The following is a 17,947-nucleotide window of genomic DNA, read 5'->3' as shown; positions in this document are numbered from 1 at the left end:
CCATTGGTTTTCCTCCATCGATCTTATCCCTTTACACTACCGACAACAAGTCCATGAACGAAATACCTTTGCAGGAACGGATACACGAGCAGAATGGGTATTACGGACAAAAAGATTTGGGATGCCTGGGTCGTTCTATCCGATACCTGACTTAATAGCGTTGCATCTTCCAGGGTCATCATTTCACTCTGAATCATCGTCACTTGCTGGAGCATCGATTGCAGATACGTGGCTAGCGGATAACCTTCCGGACTCTTCATATAGATCATGCCATCAAACCAGGCGTTCCAGTGCCCCACCATGGCAAACAGTGTGATGGTTGCAATACTAGGCAATGAAATAGGAAGGTAAATGCTCCATAGTGTGCGGAAATGGCCTGCGCCATCCATCCAAGCCGCCTCTTCCAGCTCCTTCGGCAAGCCCCTGAAGAAATTCAGCATAAGCAATACATTAAAGATCGGAACCGCTCCCGGTAATATCAGGGCCCAGATCGAATCCAAAAGACCTGCTTCCTTGACGATCAGATAACCCGGGATTAATCCTCCACTGAACAGCATGGTAAAGACAAAAATCCACGCATAGAACGTTCTTGAACGAAACTTCGCTGCCTCTTTAGAGAGCGGATAGGCTACAAGAATCGTGAAAATCAGGTTGGTCGCAACTCCGAGTACCACACGGAGAAGACTTGTACCGAATGAATTTAGAAACTGCTGATTTTCGAGAATGTATTTATACGAAGACAAGGTGAAGTCCACCGGCCAGAATGTGACACTCCCCGCCTTGACTGCATCACTCGAACTAAACGAAATTGCCAGAATATTCACAATGGGAAACAGGCACAGCAAGGCAAGAAGGGTCAGGATGACATAATTCATTCCCAGAAACCAACGATAGGCTCTCGAAGCGTGATGCATGTTCTTGCCTCCTTTCTAGAAAATCCGATAATTGGCTAATCGATAGGCGAGGAAATAACCAAGCCCGATAAAGATAAACGAAACGACTGACTTAATGAGACCCAATGCGGTTGATACCGAATATTGCGCATCCTGCAGACCGATCCGATAGATCATCGTATCCAGAATGTCTCCGGATTCATAGACCAGCGGATTGTAAAGGTTGAACACTTGGTCAAAACCACCGTTAAGTACGTTACCCAGACTCAGTGTAACCATCAGAATCACGATGGGACGAATGCCAGGCAGCGTAATATGCCAGGTCTGCTTCCATCTTCCTGCTCCATCCATTACAGATGCTTCGTACAGGGATTTATCAATGTTTGTCAGTGCGGCCAAATATATAATCGTGCCAAATCCGAATTCTTTCCATTGATCGGTAATGACGAGTATGTAAGGAAACCATTCGTTACTGGCCAGGAATTGAACAGGTTCAACCCCTATCGCCTTAAGCAGCATATTTACAATTCCTGTGCTAGGGGACAATACGTCTACAATGATACCGGCCAATATGACCCAGGAAAAGAAATGCGGCATATAGATGACCGTCTGAATCGTTCGTTTAAAACCTGTTTTACGTACCTCATTCAGCAGTAGGGCCACAAGTACCGGAATGACCAAACCGGACACAATTTTCATCGCGGAAATAAATACCGTATTCCATACGACCTGACCGAACCCCGGCAGATCGAACAGATACCTGAAATTGTCCAGGCCGACCCAGTTCATATTTTTGAACCCGGCAATGGGAGAGAAATTCTGAAAGGCAATGGAGAGTCCCGCCATCGGAATGTAACCGAATACAATAATGATGATCAGTCCAGGCAATATCATGAGATGAAGCGGAACGTTTCGTATAAATTGTCTGTAGTTGGAACGCATAAGATGTCTCCTCCTTCAAATTCATTATAGAATCCGTCAGGAATCGGCAATAGTGTAGGCTATTTACTTTAGGTATCTTTTGTTGACTCTCTTCCCGGAACACCAAAAAACCGCGAGTATCGCGGTTCTAAGACTAAAGCAGATTATTATTGAGATATTAACTATATAATTTGAACTAGACATTTACATGATAACGGAGAGGTCAGAAGGAATCTGGAGAAGCGAAGCGTTCGCCTTTATCACCGGATTTCCCCCTTTAAATAAGGAATTCAAAAAATCTGGGGATAACAGCGATCGGAAGATGGTTCTGACCACGTAGTGACTTCGTATGAAAATTATTGGTTCAACTTATATAATTATTTCTGAACATCCATAACCAATACATTGACCGAATAAGCAAGAAGTTGCAAAACAACCGAATCCTCCTGCAGATGTATCATTTGTTCTTGTGGAACAATTTTCTCATCATTCTTCTGGTTCACATTAGGAACATGTAGCAATTCTTCATCTCCGCTAAGTGTTATCAATTTCGCAACAGAGGTAACGTTCAGATTCTGAAGGCAAATTTGGGTTGCTTTGTCCACCCCATCTGCGTTCACCAGCTTCACATACACATGCTGCTCATCTCTCGTAACGGAGTGGAATACGTCCCGGTTGTACGCTTCCAGCTTGTAATCCAGAATTCTGCTGGTAGTGTAACCATCGGTATAAGAGCAGATCAGATTCTTCCCTGTGTCACCACCATAATTCACCGTAATCGTATAATTCGTCTCGTTCTCCAGCGGTTCATAGTTGGCTGCCCGGAGATTTCCCGCCGCTGAACTGGAAGAATAATCACCCAGTGTATAGCCTTCTACACCTTGTTTATATACTTTGACTCCTGTTGCATTGCCACCATATCCGATTGCGTATTCGATGACATCCTTGTTATCAGAAGATATATCCGTCAAGCCAACACCGATGGTGAAGCCATCCTCACCCGCTATGCGCTGAGCCTCGACTTCCACTTTATAATTCGACCATTCATCGTTCAGTACATATAACCCATTCAAGCCGCTTGCCTGGGCTTTCAAAATCAGTCCTTTTCCCGTCTCCAGCGTGTATCCCGACGATCCCGGAATCCAATTCCACGCCTCATTCAAAGCTGTCTGCTCCCTGAAATCTTCTGTAAACAGCACGCTGCCATCCTGGTTCGATGTAACCGTAATCCGTTTCACCACACTGTCGGCATTGCCTGTCGCAATCTCAATTCCGCCACGTGGAATGAGTTCCATCGGTTGCCCCTTGCTGTATGTTGAAAATGAAGTGCCCAGCACCTGCTCACCCACATACTTGGCAAAAAGCTGCTGCACATAGTAATTCGGTGTGTACCACACCGTTTCATCATCAAACCAGATACAATCCGGCGTCCAGCGATAGGTGCCATCCGTCAGTACTTTGTTGAACAGCGGCGCATAGGCAGCCAGACGAACAACATCCGCATTATTTTCAAATCCGGTCATGACCGCAGCTTCTGCGATCGCACCTGCCAGTGTATTTTTGTCCGTGGATGCATATTCTCCCACAAATACCTTGGATGTCTCTGTCCAATCCATACTGCCGTCTTCATGATAAGCCCGCTCATAATAGTTGTACCGATCCACGTTGTTCAGCAAATAGTCATTGGAGCGATAGTAGTGCTCATCCGCAATGGTATCCATATAGTTGTCTTGATTCTCATACCAAGTGACCGTCTCTTCAATCACCTCTTTGCCATCTGCAAAAGCCACCTGAGCTGATCCGGTCAGATTGCCGCTCAAGAATTTCCATCCCTGCTGGTACGCATCATCGTCTGCCTGGGCGCCGACTGTCGAAATGATATGAAGCTCATGATCAGGATAATTACGTTTCATATAGTCATCAATTGACGTCTTGAATACTTCAAAGTTGGCAAAAAATTCGGTTCCCCAGTTCTCATTGCCTACGCCAAGATAACGCAGATCGAATGGTTCAGGATGTCCCATGCTGTTTCGGATGGCAGCCCATTCGTTATGTTCAATATCCGAGCTGAGCGCGAAATCGATCAGGTCTGTAAAGTTTCGGATATAATAATCCCTCAAAGCGCCACCCGCCGGGTGTGCGTAATCCGAACGAGCCTGGCACAGAACGCCACAGGCCATAACCGGAACCGGAGCAGCATTCAAATCTTCTGCCAGTTGGAAATACTCCATATACCCGAGACCCATCGTCATCATGTAACCCCAGACGTTATAGTTCTCTTTGCGGAGCTCCACCGTTCCCACCGAATCCTTCCAGTCATACACATTGTCCCAAATAAACGAACCTTCGGAAATACATCCCCCCGGAAAACGCAGAAACTTCGGATGCAGATCGACAAGGGCCTGAACCAGATCTTTTCTGAGTCGATAGTTCGGATTACCCGTGTAGTTGGCATGTGCTGACGCGGATACTCCCTGCTTTTTCGGATCGGCTCCCCATACATCCTGCGGAATCAACGATACCATGTCGATGGAAATGTCTCCTTCAAAGGTAAGTGCCAACTGCCCCAGCGCGGTCTCCGTTCCGGTCAAGGTCACGTTCGAATTGGTGATATGGGGAGAATTGGGGTGAGTCAACACATGACTGCCACTTGCATGACCGCTGAATTCGGCATTGGCCACAAGGACGCGGGTATCGGAATAGGCGATCCCGTACTTCTTCCATGTGTTACCTCCCTCAACTTGCAGCGTAACTGAATCACTGATTGCATCACCGTTCCCGTCCTGCAACAGAATCGTAATCGTCCCTGCGGATACTGCCTTGGCCCAGACGGTAAAATCATATGCCTCCCCTTTCTTGATGGACATGGCACAATGCTGATTGGAATCCGAGAATCCGCGATTTCGAATCGTGGCACCCGCCTGAACCGTTACATAATAAGCGTTCACTTCCGGGTCTTCCACGTTAAGATGAGTGTGTATTCCATCGGTATGCTGTACGATCATTTTCTCGGTATCCCCGGACCAGGCAAACAAAGGATCACGGTTCCGACCTGTCGAACAACCACATTCGCCAGAGTCATGCGAGTACGTATCGAATGCAAAGGATTCGAACGAGCGGTTCTGAACTAACTCCGCATAGATTCCCCCATCTGCTGCATTGTTGATATCTTCGTAGAACAGGCCATACATCACTTCACTAATATCCGCCACCTGCTGGTCTCCATGGATTGTAACGGTATAAGGCGGAAGGTGTTCTGGCACAACAGACACATCAAAACTTTTGTTCAGCGTATTTCCACCCTTGGTTAAGAGCGCATTCAAACGAATCTCCTGTGCTGAGCTCAGGGGTTGAACTTCTCCATTTGCTGACAGAACTTCAGGCTGACTTGAATTCCATTGAACGTTTACCTTGCCCCCCAGTAAATCTACAGGCAATGACACATTTTTGGTAATAATCCGAGCTGGAGCAGACAAATATTTATCTCCTGCCAGCTTTACAATCTCTTCATCCGTCAGGGATTCGCACATGACTTCGATCACTTCATCCATGGACAGAGCGGCCTGATAAATCCGAAAATCGGACAGTGAACCTGCAAAATCCACATCTGCTGCGTACTGAGAGCGTCCAATATAATTGCGGCTATAATTCGTAGGATCCACGAACGAATCAAACCATCTGCGCAGCTTGGCATAATTGCCACTGGACGTCTGACTGATAGAGCCATCCGCTACTTTCTCTCCATTCACATATACAATGGGACCCGCGCTGCTGCGTGTGCCGCCTTGACTGCCTGCCACCGACAATGCAATATGCATCCACTCCCCACTGGCAAATCCGCGTCCCGGGTCTACAACCAGATCATCGCCTGCAAATAACGTGCCACGCATCTGACGAGTCAGAAATAAATAGGGGCCCTTTTCTCCTTTGCCGAAGTCGAAAATCCGCTCCCACACGTTCGATCCCTTGCCCAAATGGACCCATGCTGTAACAGTCACTCCAGTGTTGTCGCTTACATTTTGCAACAAATTCGAAGGCAGTTCCAAATAGGATGTTCCGTTCGATCCTCCAGTAAAAGTCACCGCCCATCTGCCATTCACTTCGGAAATATCGGGTATTTTCTCTCCTGCAGCGGCTCCAACGTGCCCGTTCCCTGAACTATCCTTGCCAATGTTGGCTGCATCTTCAAACTTATAGTGTGCGATTAGTTGATTATGATATGTAGTCATGTTCATTCCTCCTATGTAGCGTAAATTATCATAGATGAGCTTTATTTAATTCGTATAAATATAAATTGATTGATAAATATATAAACACATGATCTAATCGTATAGTATCTTATTCCGAGTAAAGATTTCAATCCCAAAATTACAAAAAATCCGTTGCAGCATAGGAATTCTTTAGAATACAACGATCTTTTACTTATATCCTTTTCAATCAATAAGACACCCTTACCATTATATTTATGGTTTACAAATATATAAATTGATTGATAATATAACAAATGAAAGCGCTTGATAATTTATGGAAACCAAAAGGAGGGCTGTTCGTCCAAATAACGTTTGCGGCAATGAATAGGGTTATTTTCATTTCAGGTATTGGGAAAGGGGAAACGTATGAAACGTTATTGGGTAAGCATACTTAACATTTCTTTACTGAGCTCTGCATTACTTACGACAACAGCTTTGGCTCCCGTCTCCGTATTCGCGGATAGTCCGGGGGCAATCAGTTCCAACCCGCAAGTTTCCACATCCATTGAGAATGCGGTTCCAGCATTCAGGAATGTTTCCGTTCATGACCCTTCCGTTATTAAGGTGGGTGATACCTTTTATATTTTTGGTTCACATCTTCAAGTAGCAAAGTCCAAAGATTTGATGAATTGGGATTCGGTCGCCTCCGGAGTTACGGATGACAACCCTGTTGTGCCCAATGTAACCAAGGAATTCGCTGAAGCCCTGCAATGGGCGCAGACCGATACATTATGGGCAGCGGACGTAATCCAGTTGGCGGATGGCAAATTTTATATGTACTACAATGCATGCAAAGGGGACTCTCCCCGCTCTGCGTTAGGCGTTGCTGTGGCAGACAACATTGAGGGGCCTTATAAGGATCAGGGTATTCTGCTCAAATCGGGCATGTGGGATGAGATTAGTGAGGATGGCACTATATACGATGCAACCATACATCCGAATGTGGTCGACCCTGATGTATTTTTCGATAAAAACGGCAAGCTCTGGATGGTATACGGTTCCTATTCCGGGGGTATTTTCATTCTGGAGATGGACGAAACGACGGGAAAACCTCTCCCTAATCAGGGTTATGGCAATAAACTGACCGGAGGCAATCACAGCCGAATTGAAGCACCTTATATGCTCTATAGTCCCGAAACCGACTATTATTATCTGTATCTGTCCTATGGCGGATTGGGTGCTGACGGGGGATATAACATTCGCGTAGCCCGTTCCAAAACACCGGATGGTCCTTTCCTCGATGCTGAAGGAAACGATATGATCAACGTCAAGGCGGACAAGGACAAACCCTTGTTTGATGACCTCTCGATCGAGCCTTTTGGCGTCAAATTACTAGGAAACTTCCTGTTTCAAAGACAGATCGGTGACCCCGGCACAGGTCAAGGTATCGGCTATGTATCACCAGGACATAACTCCGCTTATTATGATGCTGAAACGGGAAAACAATTTCTGATCTTCCATTCCCGCTTTCCAGGGCGCGGAGAAGAGCATGAAGTCCGCGTACATGAGATGCATATGAACTCGGAAGGATGGCCTGTCGTTTCTCCCTATCGCTATGGGGGCTCTGAAGAGGATACTGCCCCATTGACAACCCAGGATATTGCTGGTCAGTACAAATGGGTGAATCACGGGAAGGAAATCACGGCCGAGATCAAATCTTCACAGACCGTTCAGTTTACAGCAGATGGGCACATTAGTGGTGCGGTGACGGGAACATGGAGTCTTGGTTCAGACAATCAGGTGCAAATCACATCGAATAACGTTGTGTATAAAGGTTTCTTCACGCATGAATGGGAGCCAGACTCCCAAAAGACGGTTCTGACCTTTAGCGCTCTCTCCTCCTCTGGCGTGGCAATCTGGGGAAGTCAGATGGCTGCACTGAAGGATCAGGATATTGTCAATGCGGTAAAAAAGGATCTGAGCATCGGTGACACAGGGAACGTATTCTTCAACCTGTCCCTCCCGACCAAGGGAACACGTGATGCAGAGATTACGTGGAAATCTTCCAACGCCTCTGCGCTGTCCGCTACCGGAGTAGTGAATCGCCCTCGCACTGGTAAGGGAGATGCCAAGGTGGCATTAACCGCAACGATCCGCAAAGGTAGTGCGGTAAGCTCCAAAACGTTTAACGTTATCATTCCACAGCAGGCGGTTAGCCCTTTGCTTGGAGAATATACTTTTAATCAAAAGAAACTTGCAAAAATCGCACAGGATTTCAGCAAAAATGAATATCATGGACAAGCTTTTAATGTGACGACTTCTGCTATTAGCAGCAAAAATCAAGCTGCTGCTTTTAACGGAACCGACAGCTACATCCAGCTACCCGGAATCATTACCGATACGACGGATTTCACCTTTAGTGCATGGGTCAACTGGAGTGGCGGCGGAACCTGGCAGCGAATTTTCGACTTTGGAAATGGCCTGACCAGACATATGTTCCTTACTCCCGCCCAGCATACTGGAGCTCTGCAATTCACCATTCATGATCAGGGACGGGATCAGAGTCTGATTGCTGCTGAACCGCTGCCCTCCAATCAATGGGTGCATGTCGCTGTTACCCTTCAGGGAGATACCGGCACTCTGTATGTGAATGGAAAAGCCATAGCAAGCAGCACCGAAATCACGTTTAACCCGAAGGATCTGCAAGTGACGGAAGCTTATTTGGGCAAAAGCCGTTATACAGCCGATCCCTTCTATAAAGGCTCGATGGATAACGTAAAAGTATATGATAAAGCGTTAACCTCCACAGAAATACAGCGTCAGGCAAAAGAAAAGCCATAATCAAGAACCTTGCCTTGGGATTTGATTCGTTAACGGAACGCCAATAAAGTAGCCGATTTTAATAGGCTACTTTATTGGTATCTCCATTTTTTAATTGAGTTACTGATATTATAATGTTAAACGACTTAAAAATTATTTGGTTAATTGAAACCCGGAAAATTCATAAGCTCACTGCGTTGGATAATCAAGACTAAGAAAGCCAAAACAGCAATCAGAACAATAGGGAACGTTTCTTTCATTGAATCTTTTGCTCGCAAATGTGTCAATGTTCCCCCAACTCCTGTAACGCCGAGCAACAATGCACCAGCAGCAGTCCAGCTTGATTCCCAATAGCCCACGATCAGTGCTGCAGCTCCCACAATTTCCACGAGTCCTGTAACTACACGGAACCATTGGGGAAGTCCCCATTTTTGAAACCCTTCAACATGCATTTTCGATCCTGTAATTTTTCCAAATCCTGCCATCAAAAAGATAAGCACAAGCAGCGATTGTAAAACGATAGATAGAATATTCACTTTCATCACTCCCTGATAATTTTATGCAACTTTTATAAGCACATTTAAAAAACGAAAAGTCTTATTTGATGTATCCCACTCTCCTTACCCATCTGAAAATCTAATCTAATTAATATGTGCTTTTTACAGGCACAATTAACGGATATAAAAAGCAGTTATATGCAACTGCCATGAGCACATTATAAATGCTTTATATTCGTTTGACTAGTACTTTCTCAAAAAAATAATTTATGAACAAAAATCAACCCGTCCCATCACATCTCTAATCGTGTAGTTACGCAAGTATTCAATGGTTCGTAATTCAGCTTCGTATAGAATCTTCTCCAATTCCAAATCAAGCTGTTCCCCCGTTTCACCACCACAGTCCACATCGAATTCAAGTTCTCCTGCAGCTGCATTAACAGCGGAGTAGATATCTCCCAGTGTAATCTCATCAGCGGATTTCAACAGGCTGTACCCTCCTTCACGTCCACCTTTGGATTCCACAAATCCTGCATTCGACAGCGCCTGCATCACTCTGCGCATGAACGTAGCATGTGAATTCACCTGGCTTGCAATCATTGCGCTCGACAGAACACTCCCGCTTTTTGCCAACCAGACAATGGAATGTACTGCTATTTTGAAACGTGGTGGTCCAATATTCACACCACGATTGGCTGTGCTCATAGATGTCACTCCTTAATTGCAACTTTATAAAGCACATTGTACTGCTTAACATCCATGAGTTCAAGCGGGAGCAGGATCGATATCGATCCTGCTCCCTCAGACGTCTGCACATTCATCTGCCCTGCTACTTTTTGCAGCGCATCATTTCCATCAACCGTTTCAATCGTAAGAAAGCCCTCTTGTTTCAGGATCGTACTTACAAGTTCGCGGATATAAACATCATCATCGACAATCAGAATTCGATTCATTACCGGCCCCCCTTTCTCTCATTCAGGAAGATTGTACGACACGAATTTAAACAAAATATAAATAGCGTAGAATCTATTCGTATGACCATCTCATTTTGAATAATGGATGACCATGCTTAATTTATTCGCAGAGGCACCCGAATTTTTATAGCCATGGGGCTTGTCCGCGCGAAAACGGATCGATTCTCCTTTTTTTACCGTATGTCCCTCCGCCCCAACCCGAATCGTAACTTCCCCTTCAAAAACCGTAATAAATTCCTCTGCCCCTTCTATATGTGGTTCAGCACTCAAAGAAGACTCTTCATCCATCTCCATCATGTACATTTCAAAACGGCGCCCCTCTTCGAAGGGAAAATGCGGATAAATCCGAATCTTTCCCTCATCCTCCATCAATGCTTGAATATCACTGCCCGTTACAACTGTAGTGTCCGACTTTGGCTCGTGGATCAAGGCGGTAAAAGAAATTTTCAGGCCGTTCGCAATCTTCCAGACTGTCGCAATTGTAGGGTTGGATTCACCCCGTTCAATCTGACCAAGCATCGTCTTGCTGATTCCAGACATCTCGGCAACCTTGTCCAGACTAAGCTTTCTTTGTTCCCTGAGCTGCTTCAAATTCTGTGCCAGAACAACATTAATGTTTTTCAATATTCAGTCACCTCTGATTTAAAAGATTATATTGTGCTATATAGCGTACATATTGTACAATTATAAAGAACGTACGTTATGGCGCACGTTTCAATTAAATATAACATACAAGAAGAATCAAATGTGGAGGACTTATGAATATCATTCCGTTACTGACTTACGCAATTGTGGCTTCATTCACACCAGGTCCCAACAACATCATCGCCATGACTCACGCAAGAAACGAGGGATTCAAAAAAATTCTTCCGTTTATTGCCGGCGTAGCAGCTGGCTGCCTGCTAATTATGTTTCTGTCCAGTTATTTCAACCTTATTCTGCATCAATATATCCCGAGGATCAAACCCGCCTTGAACGTATTGGGATGTGTATACATGATCTATTTGGCGATCAAAATCATGCGAAGCAAACCTGCGAATACCAAAGATCCCAAGGTCAATCGTTTTACGTTTCTCTTTGGCTTCACCCTGCAATTCATCAACCCCAAAGTCATTCTGTATGGTCTTACGGCCATCTCGGTATTTGTTATGCCTCTTGGAGAGTCTCATGTTCATATGATCGTATTTTCGTTACTTCTAACTATCATTGGCATCAGTGCCAATATGACTTGGGGGTTATGCGGTATGTTATTTCAGAGCTTTTTATTGAAATATGAACGTCCCTTTAATATTCTAATGGGTGTTTTGCTTATCTATAGCGCACTATCAATTTTAAAATAAATGCAAGAGAAAAAGCGTCCTCTCATCTAATGAGCTGGACGCTTTTATGTTTATTTCAAATTACCTCAGTTTGATCTCCACCACGGTTGGCTCGGGTAAGCTCCCGTATGCAGCACAACCTTCTCACCGATTTTGGGCGTTGCAATAGTGACATTCAGGGCATGTGCAGCCTTGGTGATCCGTTCAACCGGCTCGTTCCAGGCATGATAGGCCAACGTAAAAGCGGCCCAATGAATCGGAATGAGCAGCCCTCCCCTTACATCCAAGTGTGCCTGTACTGTTTCTTCTGGCATCATATGAATGTTGGACCAGCGCTCATCATATTGTCCGCATTCCATCAAGGTCAGGTCAAAGGGTCCGTACTTACTGCCGATTTCCTTGAAATGAGGACCGTATCCGCTGTCCCCACTAAAGAAAACCTTCGTTTCTTGTCCAGCAATGACCCACGAACACCATAGTGTAGAATTACGGTCCAACAACCCTCTGCCCGAGAAATGCCGCGCTGGCGTGCAGGCTAATGTCAAACCTTTGAAAGAAAGCTCATCCCACCAGTTATGTTCGGTAATCTGTTCCGAGGGCACACCCAGTTGAATCAGTCGCCTGCGCACGCCAAGTGGGACGATAAACCGCTTTGTTTTATTCTTTAATCTGCGGATGGAGGAATAGTCCAGATGATCATAATGGTCATGCGATATAATGATCGCATCCAAGGCTGGAAAATCCTCGGGTTGAATCGGCAGGTTAGTACTGTATCGTTTCGTACCCGCCCAGGATACAGGAGATGGACGGTTGCCCAACATTGGATCAAAGAGCAATCTGTGTCCTTCGATCTCAAGCAAAAAGGCCGAATGACCGAACCATGTCACCTGCGGATTATCGGATACATTTAACGATTCCGCTGGTTCATATTTCTCCATGGGAATATTGCCCGCAGGTCTCCGCTCTATACTTCTCCGCATGGAATCTTTCAACATGCTCACAAGGGAGCTGAAGCTCATACCTGCGGATGTAGGAATCTGATTTTCGTATTTTGTCATTATTCATACCTTCTGTTCTCTATAATCAATAATTCAAGCAATAATTCAATCTTGAGTAAAACAGGAGCAATATTAGCCTTTATATTAAATCATTGTTCGTTTATAATCAATTCGCCTTCGGTTATCTGCATTTGAACTTCAATCAATCCTAATGAATGGAGGACAAGTTATCATGATTAAACTTATTCAGGACGTTGTTGAGGACATGAACAAGCAGCTAGAACGCATTGAAACCAGCTTGAGCAGGTTGAACGAGGAACAGATTTGGAAGAGACTCCAGCCTGGCATGAACAGTGTGGGGAATTATTGTCTGCATTTGGCGGGCAATGAATATCAGAACCTGGTGACAGGTATAGGGAACCAGCCTTTAATCCGGGAACGCTCCGCTGAATTCAACACCAATGGCGGTCTGAGCCGGGAGGAATTGTTAGCCAAGCTCCGCCATGTGCGAACAGAATCAACCGCGATATTATCGAGTCTGGAAGAGGAGGATTTGTTCAGGGAAGTGACCATTCCCTATGAGCTGACAGATTGGAATCGTATGAACCGCAGTGAGGATGAAGCTAAAGATGCGCATGAGCATAAAATCGTACGTTCTCTGTTGATAAAGGTTGCTACGCATTATGGCTACCATACAGGCCAGATCGTACTGCTGTCTAAGATTTTACAGCCTAGTGACGAACGTCTCACAGGACTATATCACTAATTTATTCGAGTAACCCAAAACAAAAGGGGTTTTCTATAAAGGGCTGTATGACGTAAGGGGTTATAACAGCTCCCTACAAACGTAGAATAAGAAAAAGATAGTGCCCTTCTCTTCAAGGATACTATCTTTTTCTATTTATCATATTATTTAGTACAAAGTCTACTTCCTTATATAAAGTTCCATCTGTACATCCTGCATCTAGCTTCTGTTCATTCTACTACTTCAAATGGAAACCAGACTACCCAACGCCATTTTCAAACTATTCGAAGCGGAATCAACATCGTTCTGGTTTGCTTCCAGATCCGTATCAACCGCAGCTGCAGTCGTGACAGCAGCATGTAACTGCGCATAGCTCTCTCCGGTGTAATCCTCCTCATTCACTGCATTTGCCCGTTCCATCAGCAGTGTAAGGAGCGTTCTATCCACATTCTTCTCATAGAACTCCAGCTCACCGATATTGGCGAAGCCGTTTGGCGTATAATAGCGCAAATAACGATAAGCATTGCTGCTGCTCAAATTCTGCTTATGCCACTTGATCTCGCTTACACCACTTATGGTATAAAGCGTATCAAAGTTCACGCCATCATTGGAGCCCTGTATCAGGGCTCCATTCATACGGGCGGCATTGCCGGTGCGTGGAATAAACCTGATACTGCCAACTACCTTGGTGTGGTCTGCTCCCAGGTCGACTCGGATCCAGCCTGCTGCTGTTTTGGTGTCTGGCGATGTGGCAGGATCCCCGTCAAATGCGCGATATCCGTTCGTCATCGCATCAACCTTTCCATCCCAGGAAATGGAGGATGCAAGCACCATCGCAGTGTCTACATGAATAGGAGGAAATAAGTCAGCGACAGAGATTAGCAGGGTCTTGGCTGCAATTAACTCTTTAAGCAATGCCATCTTGTTTGCATCCGGTTCGGTTAATGAAGCTTTGATGCGGTTAACCTCCTGCATATACAGGTAGTAGCTTCCCTGGGTGTAGCCTTCAGGCGCAACCACTTTTGAAGCCACAACCTCCGCATCGTAGTCTATATCACCATAAAACTCAACTTCAGCAACGTTACCACTCCATGCCGAGTTGTTGTACAGTTTCAAATATCGATAATATCCATCATTCAGAAGCTGATCCTGTCGAATATCGGACCACGTTCCTTCTTGTGAACCTTTTAGAGGCTGTGTTAGATCCGTCCAGTTTGAATTATCGTTGGAACCCTGAATGATAAGCCCATTCATTCTTGAGCTGTTGGAAGCTCTTGGCATCAGCACAATTTCATCCAGCTTCACAGACAGACCTTCACCGAAGTCCACCGTGTAGAAGGAACCAGATGATGTATTCAGATCCCCATAGGTGGATGTGTCACCATCGAATAGCAGATAACCCACCTCATCCTGGGATAACCCGTTACCCGGCCATTGTTTATCTGAAGCCTTTACTTTCGCCATCATGGATACATCAATATATCTGCCGCCATCTACAAGGAATAGCTTCGAATCGTCAGTGGTTAGCACTGTCCGCTCCCCTGCTGTTCCGTCACTCTGTTCGTAATCCACCGTAAACTTGACCGTACCTGTAGGTACATCATCTCCCATAGCAGCCACCGCCGTCCAATGGATCTGATCCTGAGTCGTAACGGTTGCTGCAATTCCCTGAATGGTCGCCGTTACATTCTGGATTGCTTCCTTGGCCTGAATCTTCAACTGTACAGTGTCCCCAGTTGCAATCTTGCCACTTACACTTTGATCCGAAAAGATGGAGACGCACTCCAGCTTATTGCCTGTCTCATGACGTTCACCATAGATCCGGAACTCGGTCATTTCGAACAAATTCCTGACGATGCCATACAATACATCCGGCTGTGGATGAAGCAGCTGAACCTTGATGAACCGGAACGAATCGTCCTGGTATTCGGCAGCAACATCCAGGGTCTGAAAGCTCTGTGTAAATGCCGTTAACCCCGGGGTCAATCGTACCCAGTTCTCCCCATCATTGGAGCCAAAAACGGCTGACTTCGCGAGACGATCGGCAAAAATATTACTTTGGAATCCAAAGGACGTAGCCGATACTTTGAAATCTGGCCCAAAATCAATCATATGGTATAGGTTTGGCGCACGTGCATACGAAACCCCCGTCTGATTGTCCCCGTCTACCATATTGGCAATATCTGTCCCAAAGGTCGATGACGCAACGATGTTGTGGTAATCAATACCGCCGCCCTGTTCCAGCAACGGAGTGACCAGCTTCATCGCTTCCGCTGCTTGGGCTAGCTCCTGCAGATGCCCATAGAATACTTCATCTGAAGCTGTGTCAAGCTGGTCCAGGATATCCTCATACACTGCATGAAATGAGTTGAGTGTCGCTGCTACATAGATTCGATCCTCATCATAAGTAGCTATGGCCTGCTCCACAGCGGAAGCCCGATTCGCAGAGACTACTATCTTTACATCTCTTGTCGTGATTGTTGTACCGTCTGAAGCGGCGACATGGAAGGAATGAGTTCCAGTCTTTGACACTCCCGGCTGCCAGAGCATCTCACCCGTGGCTTCATTCAATGCTGCTCCTTGAGGCAGATTCGGGCTGGAATAGGTCACCACATCCAATCCCCCAGCATCCGTTGCTTCAAAATCAACACGAATCGGCGAGCCAGGATAGGCGAATATGGAGAGATCAGAATTTCCTGTTTTGAATACTGGCGGTGTCAGCTGTTCACTTGCTTTGACATGAATGTGGTCCATATCTACTGTCGTATCCGAACCTGTGACCTTCATATACAGAATATCGTTCAGGCTCTGGAAGCTGTCCAGCGTGTATGTTACATATCGCCACTGTCCATGCGTATCCGGCAAAGTCAATGTATCATTGATTCCCGGAGTAAGCTCCAAGCGGGCAGGCCCAGTGGTACGAATGCGGAAACCAATGATTTTCTCACTGCTGGAACCGTTAAGGAATGCTATCCGGCTTCCCACTTGCGTCGCCTGAAACCGCACAAACGACGTATCTCCTTCCTTTATGGTGGTTGTGTTGCCGCCAAGCTTCGTATAACGATCTTCAATGTCGATCAGTGAGCCACTTGTCTGTTCACGAGGCAGATATTCTGCACCTTCAGACGCTGCCTCCTCTGGCATATACAGCCAGAAGTCTCCGCCTCCGTCCACGTTGTCCCAGTTTTTGTTCAAGGTACCACCATAATAAAAGTTGGAAGGTAACCGCTTCGTAAATGCTTCATAATAATGAGGAGCCTTTTCTGCAATATTAATGCCTCTGACATATGTGTAGTAATAATACATATCCCAGAAATTTGCCGTATTCATTCTACCTTTGTAGGCATTGGATATATGATTATACGTATCCCGAATCGTTCCATCTGGCGAAATGGCATAGGCCACTGGTGTCCAAGGCGTATCATAACCAAGCATGAATTGCCAGAAGAAGTCTGCGGCCGCCAATATGCGATCATCCAGGAACTCATACGGTCCGACCGCATTTGCCGCTGTTGAAACGGTACCATCCACGGGATCGACCTTTGTTCCCTGAGCAAGCAGCATACGTGATAGGATGGCAGCGTTAGTGAGATCTCCACCACCATGCGCCTGATCCCTACCCATCTCCACATGCTGAATCACCGGCTCAACCAGTGGCTCTCCAGTCAGATCATTGGTATTCATCAGACGGAACAGCTGCTTGATCGACCCATTAAAGCCTTGGTCTTGCGCAGTGCTATTGACGGTGAACCACTCAACTGCTTCGTCATATCTGCTCTGATTGTTGGTAAAAATATACCCTGCCATCGCACCAAGCAAAGGATAGTTATGCTGATTCATGAAGCGATTGTTGTCATGCTGGAAGGTCTCGATAACCGGATTAATCAGGTTGGTTGTAAAATTCGTTGTATCCTGCGCTGTCCATCCCAGTTCTTCAGTCTGATAACTTGTATATCTTAGAATCTCAGCTGCCGTAACCATGCGATTCAGCGGAATCCCGGTATGAATGTGTGCATCATTAAAGTAAACATATTTGCTAGGGTCCATCTGCGACCAGATCCGAATGATACGCATCGCATTGGATCTATACGTCTCATCTCCTGAAATATAATACATTAACGCTTTTGTATACGCTTTCAATCCATCGCTTATAAAACGGGAGTTGAAACCTTGGCTGTTGAAGGCATCGCTTGCCGGTTTTGTTGGGTCCGTTTGACTCGCATTGCTGGATGTCACTGTCTTGGAAGCAGCTGCCGAGCTAGTCATCGCCACATAGTAGGAGTACCATGGTTCCTGCTGCAACAGCACCTGCTCTCTCATGTTCTCAAGGACTTCCTTGGTTAGTCCAACTCCGGGATGGGTGAAGCCACCTGTAATCGTTTCATTGATCTGAACTTCATATCCTGACACAGTAACATCGTTTGAATCCGCAGCAGCTGCGATGGAATGGGTACCGACCGGTAAAAGTGTTACCAACAGACTGATTGCAGCAAGTAAAGCAATCACCCGTCTCCATCTTTTTCCCTCATGAAATCCGCTATTCATTCCCATATCAAACCTCCTCATTTTCATGGAATTCGATGTTCTTCC

11 protein-coding genes and 1 pseudogene are annotated in these 17,947 nt (G+C 45.7%); 3 read left to right on the top strand and 9 right to left on the bottom strand.

Annotated elements, in window-relative coordinates:
* Window positions 1–23: 23 nt before the first annotated feature.
* The 3 genes from AC3ITG_RS14245 to AC3ITG_RS14235 form a co-directional block, all read right to left on the bottom strand.
* Window positions 24–914 carry a carbohydrate ABC transporter permease gene (locus tag AC3ITG_RS14245; protein WP_076288339.1) on the bottom strand — a complete coding sequence of 297 codons (891 nt, stop codon included), beginning with the start codon at window positions 912–914 and terminating at the stop codon, window positions 24–26.
* Window positions 915–929: 15 nt separating this feature from the next.
* Window positions 930–1,835 (bottom strand): ABC transporter permease, encoded by a 906-nt coding sequence (locus AC3ITG_RS14240; RefSeq protein ID WP_064638694.1) that lies wholly within the window; start codon window positions 1,833–1,835, stop codon window positions 930–932.
* A 356-nt stretch (window positions 1,836–2,191) separates the two neighbouring features.
* On the bottom strand, window positions 2,192–6,043 hold the full coding sequence (locus AC3ITG_RS14235) for an alpha-L-arabinofuranosidase C-terminal domain-containing protein (RefSeq protein ID WP_489254114.1): 3,852 nt from the start codon (window positions 6,041–6,043) through the stop codon (window positions 2,192–2,194).
* 387 nt (window positions 6,044–6,430) lie between these two features.
* Between AC3ITG_RS14235 and abnB the strand changes: the two genes are divergently transcribed.
* Window positions 6,431–8,845, top strand: a complete 2,415-nt coding sequence (gene abnB / locus AC3ITG_RS14230; protein WP_489254113.1) for an arabinan endo-1,5-alpha-L-arabinosidase AbnB — start codon at window positions 6,431–6,433, stop codon at window positions 8,843–8,845.
* A 140-nt stretch (window positions 8,846–8,985) separates the two neighbouring features.
* Here the strand turns inward: abnB and AC3ITG_RS14225 are convergent, their stop codons facing one another.
* The 4 genes and pseudogenes from AC3ITG_RS14225 to AC3ITG_RS14210 form a co-directional block, all read right to left on the bottom strand.
* A complete protein-coding gene (locus tag AC3ITG_RS14225) occupies window positions 8,986–9,366 on the bottom strand; it encodes a DoxX family protein (protein ID WP_489254112.1) in 381 nt (126 codons plus the stop codon).
* A gap of 222 nt (window positions 9,367–9,588) precedes the next feature.
* Window positions 9,589–10,026 (bottom strand): RrF2 family transcriptional regulator, encoded by a 438-nt coding sequence (locus AC3ITG_RS14220; protein ID WP_413378268.1) that lies wholly within the window; start codon window positions 10,024–10,026, stop codon window positions 9,589–9,591.
* 125 nt (window positions 10,027–10,151) lie between these two features.
* A pseudogene (locus tag AC3ITG_RS14215) lies at window positions 10,152–10,274 on the bottom strand (DNA-binding response regulator); the annotation flags it as partial.
* Between the two features lie 90 nt (window positions 10,275–10,364).
* A complete protein-coding gene (locus tag AC3ITG_RS14210; RefSeq protein WP_413378266.1) occupies window positions 10,365–10,919 on the bottom strand; it encodes a helix-turn-helix domain-containing protein in 555 nt (184 codons plus the stop codon).
* 134 nt (window positions 10,920–11,053) lie between these two features.
* Between AC3ITG_RS14210 and AC3ITG_RS14205 the strand changes: the two genes are divergently transcribed.
* Window positions 11,054–11,635 (top strand): LysE family transporter, encoded by a 582-nt coding sequence (locus AC3ITG_RS14205; RefSeq protein WP_413378264.1) that lies wholly within the window; start codon window positions 11,054–11,056, stop codon window positions 11,633–11,635.
* Window positions 11,636–11,700: 65 nt separating this feature from the next.
* On the opposite strand, the gene AC3ITG_RS14200 is transcribed toward AC3ITG_RS14205, so the two are convergent.
* Complete coding sequence (locus tag AC3ITG_RS14200) at window positions 11,701–12,672, bottom strand: MBL fold metallo-hydrolase (RefSeq protein ID WP_413378262.1); 972 nt, start codon at window positions 12,670–12,672, stop codon at window positions 11,701–11,703.
* Window positions 12,673–12,844: 172 nt separating this feature from the next.
* On the opposite strand from AC3ITG_RS14200, the gene AC3ITG_RS14195 reads away from it, so the two are divergent.
* Window positions 12,845–13,378: a DUF1572 family protein gene (locus AC3ITG_RS14195; RefSeq protein WP_489254111.1), complete on the top strand. Its 534-nt coding sequence runs from the start codon at window positions 12,845–12,847 to the stop codon at window positions 13,376–13,378.
* Between the two features lie 222 nt (window positions 13,379–13,600).
* Here the strand turns inward: AC3ITG_RS14195 and AC3ITG_RS14190 are convergent, their stop codons facing one another.
* Window positions 13,601–17,908 carry a discoidin domain-containing protein gene (locus tag AC3ITG_RS14190; RefSeq protein WP_489254110.1) on the bottom strand — a complete coding sequence of 1,436 codons (4,308 nt, stop codon included), beginning with the start codon at window positions 17,906–17,908 and terminating at the stop codon, window positions 13,601–13,603.
* Between the last annotated feature and the right edge of the window lie 39 nt (window positions 17,909–17,947).

Source organism: Paenibacillus sp. GL_099_B (assembly GCF_057835695.1).
Note: the sequence above shows the minus strand (reverse complement) of the source record. Positions and strands in the feature narration are given on the sequence as shown.

Coding starts and splice junctions, on each gene's coding strand:
- AC3ITG_RS14205 (WP_413378264.1), top strand. CDS start 11,054: ATGAATATCATTCCGTTACTGACTTACGCAATTGTGGCTTCATTCACA.
- AC3ITG_RS14240 (WP_064638694.1), bottom strand. CDS start 1,835: ATGCGTTCCAACTACAGACAATTTATACGAAACGTTCCGCTTCATCTC.
- AC3ITG_RS14225 (WP_489254112.1), bottom strand. CDS start 9,366: ATGAAAGTGAATATTCTATCTATCGTTTTACAATCGCTGCTTGTGCTT.
- AC3ITG_RS14220 (WP_413378268.1), bottom strand. CDS start 10,026: ATGAGCACAGCCAATCGTGGTGTGAATATTGGACCACCACGTTTCAAA.
- AC3ITG_RS14245 (WP_076288339.1), bottom strand. CDS start 914: ATGCATCACGCTTCGAGAGCCTATCGTTGGTTTCTGGGAATGAATTAT.
- AC3ITG_RS14195 (WP_489254111.1), top strand. CDS start 12,845: ATGATTAAACTTATTCAGGACGTTGTTGAGGACATGAACAAGCAGCTA.
- AC3ITG_RS14235 (WP_489254114.1), bottom strand. CDS start 6,043: ATGACTACATATCATAATCAACTAATCGCACACTATAAGTTTGAAGAT.
- abnB (WP_489254113.1), top strand. CDS start 6,431: ATGAAACGTTATTGGGTAAGCATACTTAACATTTCTTTACTGAGCTCT.
- AC3ITG_RS14200 (WP_413378262.1), bottom strand. CDS start 12,672: ATGACAAAATACGAAAATCAGATTCCTACATCCGCAGGTATGAGCTTC.
- AC3ITG_RS14190 (WP_489254110.1), bottom strand. CDS start 17,908: ATGGGAATGAATAGCGGATTTCATGAGGGAAAAAGATGGAGACGGGTG.